Here is a 12,089-nt window from a genome sequence, read left to right on the forward strand (position 1 = left end):
GTGGCAAGTTTAGCCTGCTTCATCGCCCCGTCCGGCACTACTTTAAATTAAATTTAATTTGAATTAGGCTGTTCGGCAGATACAGTCCTGCTTGCGGAAGCGTCCTGATGAAGAAGCCCGTCCTTGTCGTGGTGGCCGCCATTGTGTTGCTGGTCGTGCTGCTGCTGTGGTGGAGCAGCCGGGATAAGCCGGCTGGCGATGGCCTGCAGTTGCAGGGAAATGTGGACATCCGGCAGGTGTCGCTTGCCTTTGATGGCAGCGGCCGGGTGCAGGAAGTGCGGGTGGAGGAAGGCGACAAGGTCAAGGCCGGCGATGTGCTGGCCACGCTCGACACCCGCACCCTGCAACTGCAGGCAGATCAAGCCAAGGCACAGATCGAGACGCAGCGGCAGACGGTGGCGCGGCTGCACAACGGCGCGCGGCCGCAGGAAGTCGTGCAGGCCAGGAGCCAGCTGGCCGCAGCGCAGGCCGATGCAGCGCGTGCAGCGCAGGACCTGCAGCGCTTGCAGGGCGTGGCCAGCGCGACGGACGGTCGTGGTGTAAGTGCGCAGGAAATGGACCGCGCGCGTAGCGTGGCGAAAGTGGCGGCAGCGACTGCCGAACTGCAGCAACAGGCATTGGCGCTGGTGCAGCAAGGCCCGCGCAAGGAAGACATTGCGGCAGCCGAGGCGCAATTGCAGGCGGCCGATGCCCAGCTCGCCTTGCTGCAGCACCAGATCGGGCAAGGCCAGCTGAAGGCGCCGGTGGCGGCGGTAGTGCGCTCGCGGCTGGTGGAAGTCGGCGACATGGCCGGTCCGCAACGCGCGGCGTTCGCGTTGGCGTTGACGCAGCCGAAGTGGGTACGGGTGTTTGCCAGCGAGACCGAGCTCGGTCGTATCCGCAGCGGGCAGCTTGCGCAGGTGACAAGCGACAGCCACCCCGACAACCCTGTGACAGGCAAGGTCGGCTTCATTTCCTCGGTGGCTGAATTCACCCCGAAGTCCGTGCAGACCGAAGAGCTGCGCACCAGCCTGGTCTACGAAGTGCGCGTGGTGGTCGAGGATCCGCAGGATCAGCTACGCATGGGCCAGCCGGTGAGCGTGCGCCTGCAGGAGACGGCGCGCTGATGGACGCGGCGACTGCCACGGTTGTCGCGGTCGACCTGCGCAAGTGTTTTCCGGCCGCCGGTGGCGGGCAGTTGGAGGCGCTGGCCGGGGTTTCCCTGCGCGTACGCAAGGGCGAGCTGACTGCACTGGTTGGACCCGATGGTGCTGGCAAGACCACCTTTCTGCGCATGGTTGCCGGTTTGCTGTCCGCCGATTCTGGCCAGTTGCAGGTGCTTGGCCATGACGTGGCACGGCAGCCGCAGCAGGTGCAGGATCGCATCAGCTACATGCCGCAGCGCTTTGGCCTGTATGAAGACCTCAGCGTGCAGGAGAACCTGGATCTGTACGCGGACCTGCATGGTGTGCCTGCGGACGAACGCCATGCGCGCTTCGAACGCCTGTTGCAGATGACCGACCTGGCTGCATTCAGGCAACGCCCGGCCGGCAAGTTGTCAGGTGGCATGAAGCAGAAGCTGGGCCTGGCCTGCACCCTGGTGCGTTCACCGCAGCTGTTGCTGCTGGATGAGCCCAGTGTCGGCGTGGATCCACTGTCGCGGCGCGAACTGTGGAAGATCATCCAGCAGCTGGTGCAGGAGGAGCAGCTCAGCGTGCTGGTCAGCACGGCTTACATGGACGAGGCTGAGCGCTGCGAGCAGATCTTCGTGCTGCATCAGGGGCGTTTGTTGGCGCAAGGCAATCCTGCCGCGCTGACCGACAAGGCACAGGGCCTGACCTGGGTGGTAGCGCCCGCGCCGACGCGGCAGCCGCGCGACCTGCAGGCGCAGCTGATCGACGATGCCCGGCACGTGCTGGATGCGGTGCCGCGTGCCGGTTCCGTACGTTTCATCCTGCAGCCTGGTGTGGCGCCGTCGGATATCGCCGGATTGCTGCAAGGCGAGCCGCCGAGCCGCCGACCGGCGGAGTTGGAAGACGCTTTCATGATGCTGCTGCGTGCGCAGGAGGCGCCAGCATCATTGCCGGCGGCCGAGGTCGCAGCAAGCAGGATCCCGCAGGATGATGCGCCGGTCATCGTGGTGCGCGATCTTGTGCGCCGCTTCGGTGATTTCACCGCCGTGGCCAGCACCAGTTTCGATGTGCACCGCGGCGAGATCTTTGGCCTGCTCGGCCCCAATGGTGCCGGCAAAACCACTACCTTCCGCATGCTCTGCGGTCTGTTGCCGGCCAGCAGTGGGCACCTGGAAGTGGCTGGTCTGAATCTGCGCACTGCCCGAGCCCAGGCCCGCGCACGCATCGGCTATGTCTCACAGAAGTTCGCGCTGTACGCCAATTTGAGTGTGCGTGAGAACCTGGAGTTCTTCGGTGGTGCTTATGGTCTTGCCGGCACGCAACTGCGCGGGCGTGTTGCCGATGCCACCAAACGCTTCGACCTGCAGGCGGATGCGCGCAGTGGCGACTTGCCTGCAGGCTACAAACAGCGACTGGCAATGGCGGTGGGCTTGCTGCATGCGCCGGAGATCCTGTTCCTGGATGAACCGACCAGCGGCATCGACCCGCTGGCGCGGCGCGCCTTCTGGCGCACCATCACCGGGCTTGCGCAGCAGGGCGTGACCATCATCGTCACCACCCATTTCATGGAGGAAGCGGAATACTGCGATCGCATCGCCATCCAGGACGCCGGTGAACTGCTGGCCCTGGGAACGCCACAGCAGGTACGCGAGCAGGCCGGCGCTGGCGGCATCGACATGAATGCCGCCTTCATTGGCATCGTCGAGCAGGGCCGCGCGCAGCGCAGTGCCGCTGCCGGTGGCAGGGCTGCGTGATGTCCGGGTTCCTGTCCCGCCTATCGGCACTGGTGCGCAAGGAGACCCGGCAGATGCTGCGTGAACGCAGCAGTCTTGCGGTGGGCCTGTTGTTGCCGGCGGCCTTGATCCTGCTGTTTGGCTATGGCTTGTCGTTCGATGTCAGCCACGCACCGGTAGCGGTGGTGCTGGATGAGCGCTCGCCGACCACGCAGTCGTTGGTTGCCGGGCTGCAGGGTTCGCCGTATCTGGCGCCGGTGCAGGTCGGCGACATGACTGCCGCGGTGGCCTTGATGCGGCAAGGCAAGGTTGGCGGCATCGTGCATGTGCCGGTGGACTTCAGCCGGCGCAGGGCTGAGGGCAATGCGCAGGTGCAGCTGATCCTCAACGGCGTGGATGCAAACACCGCGCGCACGCTGGAAGGCTATGTGGGCGGCGCGCTGGCGACGCAGCTGCAAACAACGCTTGACAGGCAAGCCGGCAGCAGTGCGGGTGGCGGTGTCAGTGTTGTCCAGCGCATGTGGTTCAACGAGGCAAGCACCAGTACCTGGTACCTGGTGCCTGGCTTGATCGTTCTGGTGATGACCTTGATCGGTGCCTTCCTGACCTCGCTGCTGGTTGCACGCGAATGGGAGCGTGGCACCTTGGAAGCATTGTTCGTGACGCCGGTACGACCGACCGAACTGGTGCTGGCAAAGCTGCTGCCGTATCTCGGCATCGGCGCGATCAATCTGGCGATCTGCCTGCTGACTGCGCGCTTTCTGTTCGAGGTGCCGATGCGCGGCTCGTTGTTGGCGATCGTGCTCAGCTCGCTGCTCTACCTGACGGTTTCGTTGCTGCTGGGCCTGTTCATTTCGGCACTGACCCGCAACCAGTTCCAGGCCAGCCAGGTGGCACTGCTGACCAGTTTCATGCCGGCGATGATGCTGTCCGGCTTCGTATTCGACCTGCGCAACATGCCGGTCCCGGTGCAGGTCATCAGCCAGCTGCTGCCGGCCACGCATTTCATGGGGCTGATCAAGTCGCTGTTCCTGACCGGCGATAACTGGCCGCTGTTCCTGCAGAAGTCGGCCATCCTGTTGCTGTACGCGCTGCTGTTGTTTGCGGTTACCCGCTCCAAGCTGCGCAAGAGGCTGGTGTAGGCATGGATGCTATCGCGATCTATTTCAGGCGTATTGCCTTCCTGTGCAGGAAGGAGCTGATCACCCTGCTGAAAGAGCCTTCCAGTCGCGCCATGCTGTTCATGCCAGCGCTGATGCAGGCGTTGTTGTTTGGCTACGGCGCGACCTTTGATCTGCGTCATGTGCCGTACGCGGTGCTCGACCTCAGCGGTGGACAGGCGTCGACCGAGTTGCTTTCGCGGGTGGATGGCGCAGGCATGTTCGAGCGCACGGCGACGTTGGCTTCATCGGCGCAGATTGCAGGCGTGATCGACGCCAATGAAGTGTTGCTGGTGATCAGCATTCCAGCTGATTTCGAGCAGCGATTGGCCGCTGGGCAGAGTGCACCGCTGCAGTTGATCATGGATGGCCGCAACTCCACCACCGCGGGTGCCGCTGCCGGCTACATCGGTTCCATCGTCGCCGATTTCAACAGGGAACAGTCCAATCGAACGCAGTTGAACCAGACGGGTGCCGCCGGCGGGCAGGCGGTGCAGCTGGTCACACGCAGCTGGTACAACCCCAACCTGGAGTCGCGTTGGCAGCTGATGCCAGCGTTGATCGCCGCGCTGAGCATGTTGCAGACCTTGTTGATCGCAGCCTTGTCGGTGGCGCGCGAACGCGAACAGGGCACCTTCGATCAATTGCTGGTCACGCCGCTGACGCCGATGCAGATCCTGATCGGCAAGGCCTTGCCGTCGATTCTGGTGGGGCTGGTGCAGTCCACCATCATCCTGCTGATCATCCGTTTCTGGTTCCAGATCCCGATGGCCGGCTCGGTGGGCGTGTTGTACCTGGCGCTGGCGGTGTTCACGGTGGCCTCGGTAGGTATCGGCCTGTCCATCTCGGCGGTGGCCGCCAACATGCAGCAGGCGATGCTTTACACCTTCCTGTTGATCATGCCGTTGATGCTGTTGTCGGGCTTGATGACGCCGGTGGCCAACATGCCCAAGGTGCTGCAGGTGGCGACCTATGCCAATCCGCTGCGCTTCGGCATCGATCTGGTGCGACGGGTCTATCTGGAAGGGGCGGGCCTGCAGGAAGTGGGCTTCAACTTCATCCCCATGCTGGCGGTGGCGGCGATCACCTTGCCGTTGGCGGCGTGGTTGTTCCGTAATCGGCTTACCTAGGACGCGATCCATGTTTCCCCAATTGCGCTCACTGTTGAACGTGCCGCTGCTGCTGTCGCCGCTTGCTGCTGGCCTGGTGCTTGGCGGCTGCGCGGTCGGACCGGACTTCGTGCGTCCGGACACGGCGGCCCCTACCGACTGGACGCAATGGCGGGGCGGTGACGCGTCACTGAATGCCGACGTCGGTATGCAGGCGCTGCAGCCGGCGTGGTGGACGCAGCTGTCCGACCCGACCCTGGATGAACTGCAACGACGCGCGTTGCAGGCGAGCCCGGACCTGCGCACGGCTACCTTGCACTTCGCCCAGGCGCGGGCGCAGCGGCGCACGGTTGCCGCGCAGCGCGGTGTCGATATGAACGCATCTGCAGGCGTCAATCGCCAGCGCCAAAGCGAGAACGGCGCTGGCACGCGCATGCTCGACATCCTCAGCAATGACAGTGACGCACTGAAACAGCTGCTGGCCGAGCCATTCAATCTGTACCAGGCCGGCTTCGATGCATCCTGGGAGCTGGACCTGTGGGGCAGGGTGCGGCGTTCGATCGAGGCGGCCGATGCCAGCGTGGCCCAGCAGGCCGCATTGTTGGATCTGGCAAGGTTGAGCGTCAGCAGCGAAGTGGCACGCAGCTACGTGCAGTTACGTGCTGCACAGCGCCAGATCGAACTGGCACACGAGGACATTGGCGCATTGGAAGAACGCCTGTCGCTGCTGCAGGCACGGGTGGACGGCGGCTTGCAGGACCATCTGGATCTGGACCGTCAGCAGGCCGATCTGGCTGCGGTACGAGCGCGTTTGCCCGGTCTGCTGGCCGAGGAAGCGAGCAGCAGCAACCAACTTGCGCTATTGCTCGGCGAGCGCCCCGGCGCATTGCGCAGCCAGCTTGCAGCGCCGGCGGTTGCCGCCAGCGACAGGCTGCCGGATCTGTCGCTGGGCCTGCCGTCGGAAGTGGCGCAGCGGCGCCCGGATATACGCGCCGCGCAGGCACGCCTGCAACAGGCGACGGCCAGCGTCGGTGTTGCCCAGGCGGATCTCTATCCCAGCATCCGGCTTGGTGCCAAGTTCGGCTACGAGTCGTATCTGTCCGGTGAGTTCTCGGACTGGGGCAGCCGCACCTGGTCGATTGGCCCGGTGCTGAACCTGCCACTGTTCGATCACGGCCGACGCAAAAGTGTGGTGCAGCTGCGTGAGCTGGAACAGCAGGAAGCCGCCGTGGCCTACCAGAAGACCGTGCTGCAGGCCTGGCAGGAGATCGACAATGCCTTGAACGGCTACGCCGCTGCCAAACAGCAACGCGCGCAGCTGCGTGTGCGCGAGCAGTCCACGTTGGACGCCTACAAGATCGCACAGGCGCGGCACGATGCTGGCCTGATCGACTTCCTGGCGGTGCTGGATGCACGCAGAGGCTATCTGCAGACGCGGCGTGACCTGGTGGATGGCGAGGCATTGCTGCGCAGCCAGTTCATCGCGCTCAACAAGGCCTTGGGCAATGCACCGCCCGCACACAGGTGACTGAAGACGCGGCTGTGGGCCAGATGGATGGCCCGTGCCCATCTGCGGCTACACTCGATCAGTTCCGGCCGTGAGGATGTCGCGACGGCCTTTCGCTGACCGAGAGTGAATTGCATGCCAGATACTTCCCGCAGGGAGCTGTTCAAAGCCGTTGCTGCCGGTGCCATGGTTGCGCCGCTGTCCGTGTTGGCGCAGCCAGCTGTCGCTGGCACCTGCGTGAGCCCACCGCCGCGCTGGGGCCAGGGGCCTGAAGGCCAGCGCATCGCTGACCTTGGGGATGGCACCTATCTCAACCCCATCGTCGCCGGGGACCATCCAGACCCGACCATCCTCAAGGATGGCGACGATTACTACATGACCTTCTCGTCGTTCTATTCCTATCCGGGCCTGGTCATCTGGCACTCCACCGATCTGGTCAACTGGGCGCCGATCGGGCCAGCGCTGCACAAGACACTCGGCGATATCTGGGCCGTGGACCTGTGCAAGCACGACGGTCGTTACTTCATCTATCTGCCGGCCAATCCGACCGGCAAGGGCTGGTCGATCTTCGTTATCTGGGCCGACGATATCGCAGGGCCGTGGAGCGAGCCGATTGACCTGGAGATCGATGGTTGCATCGACCCGGGCCATATCGTCGGCGAGGACGGCAAGCGCTATCTGTTCGTCAACGGCATCCGCCGCGTGCGTCTGCGCGATGATGGTTTGGCTACCGATGGCGCTTTGGAAGCGGCGTACAGCCCGTGGCGCTATCCCGATGATTGGGTCACCGAGAACTTCGCGCCCGAAGGCCCGAAGCTGCTGCGCCACGGTGAGTGGTTCTATCTGATCACGGCGGTAGGCGGGACCGCCGGCCCCGTCACCGGGCACATGGTGATCGCCGCACGTTCGCGCTCCATCCATGGGCCGTGGGAGCATTGCCCGCAGAACCCGCTGGTGCGTACCCAATCAGAAGCGGAGCCTTGGTGGTCGCGTGGTCATGCAACGCTGGTGGAAGGCCCGGCCGGCGACTGGTGGATGGTCTATCACGCTTATGAGAACGGCTTCCGGACCTTGGGTCGACAGACCTTGCTGGAGCCTATCGAGTGGACCGCTGATGGATGGTTCCGGGCGCTGGGCGGGGATCTGTCGCGGCCGCTGCGCAAGCCGGCAGGTGGCAAGGCCAGCGCGGCGGGATTTGCACTGTCTGACGACTTCTCGGCTGATCGCTTTGGCACGCAATGGGCGCTCCACAATCCGGGGCCGGACGAGCGCAAGCGTGCCCGCTATGACAATGGTGTGCTGCGACTGGAAGCCAGCGGTGCCTCGCCCATCGACAGCTCGCCACTGACCTGCGTGGTGCCCGACCGCTCCTACGAGGTGGAGGTAACCCTGGCACCTGGCATGGGTGCGGAAGCCGGCCTGCTGCTGTTCTACAACAACAAGGCGTTCATCGGTGTCGGCTTTGACGACACCACCATCAAGAATTTCCAGTACGCCGAAGAGCTGGTGTGGGCACGTGCGCCACGCGCCGCTGGCCCGGTACGGGTGCGCTTGAACAACAGCAACAACGTGGTGACCTTCCACTACTCACATGACGGTGGCCACAGCTGGCAGTTGCATCCGACCCGAATGGAAGTATCCGGCCTGCACCACAACGTGTTCGGTGGCTTCTTGAGCCTGAAGATCGGCATCTATGCCGCGGGAGGCGGTGAAGTGGCTATCAGTGACTTCCGTTATCGGGCACTTGCCGAGAGCGCCAAAAACAGAGTTTGATTGGGAAGCCGATACCGGCGCTGGTATCGGACTCTTGTGGGAGCGGCGTAAGCCGCGAAGCTGATGTTGCTCAACTCCTGCCAGCTTTGTCACCTGATGGTGTGCGGACTTCGCGGCTTATGCCGCTCCCACAGGTGAACAAACGGCCAGCATTCAGCGTCGGCGCAACCAGAAGTAGATCGGCAGGCCAGCCACGATCAATGCCACGCCCCACAACAGGGCCTCGCTACCGATGCCGGCAATTGCGTACAGGCTGAAGAGCAATGCGCCAGCAGCGGCGATGCGCGAAGCAATACCGCTGCCGCGCCACAACCATGCGGCGGCGCCGGCGAGGTAGGGCAGCAGGGTGGCAGCGGTGGACAGCAGCACCGAGAACTTGAACAGGTCGACCAACGAGCGGTTGTAGTTGCAGATCACCAGCACCGTGGCCAGCAGGCAACTGACGATGACGCCGAAGACCGGTGCGCCGCGCTTGTTCTCGTGGGCAAAAGCGCGCGGCAGCACGCCATCGCGGGCGGCGGCCATCGGCAGCTGCGCTGCCAGCAGCGTCCAGCCATTCAGTGCGCCCACGCAGGAGATGGCCATTACCACGGCCAGCAGCATGCCGGCGGTTGGCCCCCACAGCGCGGCAGCGGCATCGGCCATCGGTGCGCTGGAACTGGCCAGCACATCGGCAGGCAGCAGGCCAAGTACGGTGGTGCAGGCGAGCACGGTTGCGATACCGGCGATGGCGGTACCGGCGACCGTGGCGCGGGCAACGGTGCGCGGTGCGTCGTCGACCGACTCGGCCGGGACCGTGGCGGCCTCCAGGCCGATCATCGCCCACAGGGTCAGCGCGACGGTGGCCGCGGCAACGCTGCCCAACGATTCGCCGGAAGGGTTGAAGGGCACGTAGTGGCTGGTATCCACCAGCCACAGCGCGACCAGACCGAACATCAGCAAAGGGACGACTTTCAATACAGTGGTTGCCAGCTGCAGGCGTCCGGCCTCGCGTACACCGATCAGGTTGACGCCCGCACACAGCCACAGCGCGACAAGACCGCAGGCCGCAGCGCGAACCGGGGTCGCGGTCAGGGCAGGAAAGATGGCACCAATGCTGCCGGCGAAGGCAACAGCGATCGCGGCAATCGCACACCACATTGAGATCCAGTAGCTCCAGGCGACCAGAAAGCCGGGCAGCTCGCCAAAGGCGTTGCGGGCGAACACGTAGGGGCCGCCAGTCTGTGGCCAGCGCTTGGCCAGCTGGGCAAAGGTGATCGCCAGCAGCAGCGCGCCGCACAAGGTGATGCTCCACCCAATCAGCGTTGCCGCGCCGTAGGGGGCGAGGGTGGCGGGTAGCAGGAAGGTGCCCGAGCCGATCATGCTGCCCACAACCAGGGCGGTGGCGGACCAGAAGCCCAGCGGGCGACGCGAAGTAGTCATAAATACAGCAACGGCAAAGGCTCGCGCCGGAGTACGGATGCCCCGGGAGAGCGTGAGAGAAGGTGGCAGGCGCCCGTGGCGACCGCAGCAGGGTAGGGATTATGACGGTTTGCAGCCCGGACCGCGATGTGAAACCTGCCGGTAATGACCTTTGGCCCTTTCGACAGGGCACAGTAGCGCTGACGCTGGCGGCCTTGTTCCCTGTTCTGGACACCCCGATGACCGTTCGACCGCTGGCGCTCGCCGTTTCGTTCTCCCTGGCCACCGTGCTGGCCGCCTGTTCACCCTCATCGCAGCCAGCGGCTGGTGACAGCACCGCGCAGGCGCCGCAGGCCGACAAGGCCGCGCAGCTGAATCAGCTCTACGCCGACTACTGGGAAGGCGTGCTCAAGCTGAACCCGCTGCAGGCCACCTTCCAGGGCGACAACCGTTACAACGACCAGCTGCCGGACTTCGGCTCGGCCGAGTTCCGCAAGCAAAGCCACGACTTCACCCAGGAATGGCTGGGCAAGGCCGAGAGGATCGGTGATGCCGGGCTGGCCGGGCAGGACCTGCTCAGCTACCGCATCTTCGTTGAAGAGCAGAAGCAGTCGCTGGAAGGGGAGAAATTCCCGAGCTGGATGATGCCGGTCAACCAGATGGGCTCCACCGTCAGCTATGCGGTGATGCTGGGTTCGGGCCAGGTCGCGCAGCCTTTCAAGACGGTCAAGGACTACGACAACTGGTTGGCCCGTGCGGCGCGCATTCCGGTACTGCTGGAGACTGAAAACGCCAACATGCGTGAAGGCATCAAGGCCGGCGTGGTACAGCCGCGCGTGTTGATGGAAAAAGTGGTGCCGCAGTTCGACGAGATCATCACTGCCAAGGCGGAGGACAGCCAGTTCTGGGGCCCGATCAAGCTGCTGCCGGCCGACTTCCCGCAGGCCGACAAGGATCGCCTGACCGAAGCTTTCCGCGCGGTGATCAACGACAAGCTGATGCCGGCGATCAAGCAGCAGCGTGACTTCATCGCCAATGAATACCTGCCGGCCACCCGTGACACGGTCGGTCTGGATTCCTTGCCGGACGGCAAGGCGTGGTACGCCTTCAACGCCAAGCAGAGCACCACCACCGCGCAGACCCCGGAGCAGATCCACGAGATCGGGCTGGCTGAAGTGGCGCGCATCCATGGCGAAATCCAGAAGGTGATGGCCGAGGTGGGCTTCAAGGGTTCGCTGCAGGACTTCTTCAAGTTCATGCAGAACGACAAGCAGTTCGAGTTCAAGTCCGAGCCGGAGCTGCTGGAGCATTACCGCGGGCTGGAAGCCAAGATCAACGCGAACGTGCCCAAGCTGTTCTCGCTGACCCCGAAGGCCGGTTTCGAGATCCGCCCGATCGAGGCGTTCCGCGCCAAGTCGGCCGCTGGCGGCGAGTACATGCAGCCCAGCGAAGATGGCAGCCGGCCGGGCATCTTCTACGTCAACACCTACGACCTGCCGACGCGCAAGACCTGGGACGCCGAAGACCTGTTCCTGCATGAAGCCATCCCGGGTCACCACTTCCAGCTGGCCTTGCAGCAGGAACTGAAGGGCGTGCCGGCGTTCCGGCGCTTTGGTGGCGAGACGGCCTTCATCGAAGGCTGGGGCCTGTATGCCGAAAGCCTGGGCAAGGACCTGGGCGTTTACACCGACCCGTACAGCTACTTCGGTCGCTTGCAGGGTGAGCTGTGGCGCGCAGTGCGTCTGGTGGTGGATACCGGCCTGCACTCCAAGGGCTGGACCCGCCAGCAGGTGCTGGACTACATGTTCGCCAATTCCTCGGTGAGCGAGCCGGATGCGGTTGCCGAAGCCGAGCGTTACATCGCATGGCCGGGCCAGGCATTGGCGTACAAGACCGGCGAACTGAAGATCCAGGAACTGCGCAAGCGCGCGCAGGACACGCTGGGTGCCAAGTTCGACATCCGTGAGTTCCATGCCGAAGTGCTGAAGGATGGCTCGGTGCCGCTGGACGTGCTCGACGAGAAGGTCAACGCCTGGATTGCCGAGAAGTCCAAGTAAGCGGCGCAGCCGCTTACATGTAGTGCCGAGCCATGCTCGGCATGAGGGATTGCTGCAAAGAGCCAACCCCTCCCCAGCCCTCCCCAGCCCTCCCCTAGGCCTGCGGCCAAAGGGAGGGGGCAGGAACGTAGTGCCGAGCCAAGCTCGGCAGAGGCATTACCCCGAAAGACCAACCCCTCCCCAGTCCTCCCCTTGGCCTTTGGCCAAAGGGAGGGGGCAGGGGCGTAGTGCCGAGCC

8 protein-coding genes are annotated in these 12,089 nt (G+C 64.3%); 7 read left to right on the forward strand and 1 reads right to left on the reverse strand.

From position 1 onward, the window contains the following. Positions 1-107: 107 nt before the first annotated feature. From AC13FW_RS08270 to AC13FW_RS08295, 6 genes are all read left to right on the forward strand, one after another. On the forward strand, positions 108-1,106 hold the full coding sequence (locus AC13FW_RS08270; RefSeq protein ID WP_482988786.1) for an HlyD family secretion protein: 999 nt from the start codon (positions 108-110) through the stop codon (positions 1,104-1,106). Next, positions 1,106-2,866, forward strand: a complete 1,761-nt coding sequence (locus AC13FW_RS08275) for an ATP-binding cassette domain-containing protein (protein ID WP_482988787.1) — start codon at positions 1,106-1,108, stop codon at positions 2,864-2,866. The genes AC13FW_RS08270 and AC13FW_RS08275 overlap by 1 nt, the downstream gene beginning before the upstream one ends. After that, a complete protein-coding gene (locus AC13FW_RS08280; protein ID WP_482988788.1) occupies positions 2,866-3,987 on the forward strand; it encodes an ABC transporter permease in 1,122 nt (373 codons plus the stop codon). The genes AC13FW_RS08275 and AC13FW_RS08280 overlap by 1 nt, the downstream gene beginning before the upstream one ends. Before the next feature lie 2 nt (positions 3,988-3,989). Continuing rightward, positions 3,990-5,135 (forward strand): ABC transporter permease, encoded by a 1,146-nt coding sequence (locus AC13FW_RS08285; RefSeq protein ID WP_482988789.1) that lies wholly within the window; start codon positions 3,990-3,992, stop codon positions 5,133-5,135. Between the two features lie 10 nt (positions 5,136-5,145). Then, positions 5,146-6,642, forward strand: coding sequence for an efflux transporter outer membrane subunit (locus tag AC13FW_RS08290; RefSeq protein ID WP_482988790.1), 1,497 nt, complete (start codon positions 5,146-5,148; stop codon positions 6,640-6,642). 114 nt (positions 6,643-6,756) lie between these two features. Next, on the forward strand, positions 6,757-8,394 hold the full coding sequence (locus AC13FW_RS08295; protein ID WP_482988791.1) for a family 43 glycosylhydrolase: 1,638 nt from the start codon (positions 6,757-6,759) through the stop codon (positions 8,392-8,394). 153 nt (positions 8,395-8,547) lie between these two features. On the opposite strand, the gene AC13FW_RS08300 is transcribed toward AC13FW_RS08295, so the two are convergent. Beyond that, complete coding sequence (locus AC13FW_RS08300; RefSeq protein WP_296250587.1) at positions 8,548-9,816, reverse strand: amino acid permease; 1,269 nt, start codon at positions 9,814-9,816, stop codon at positions 8,548-8,550. 218 nt (positions 9,817-10,034) lie between these two features. Here AC13FW_RS08300 and AC13FW_RS08305 point away from each other — a divergent pair, with 218 nt between their 5' ends. Next, on the forward strand, positions 10,035-11,852 hold the full coding sequence (locus tag AC13FW_RS08305; protein ID WP_482988792.1) for a DUF885 domain-containing protein: 1,818 nt from the start codon (positions 10,035-10,037) through the stop codon (positions 11,850-11,852). The last annotated feature ends 237 nt before the right edge of the window (positions 11,853-12,089 follow it).

This window comes from Stenotrophomonas sp. 21LCFQ19, assembly GCF_056861425.1.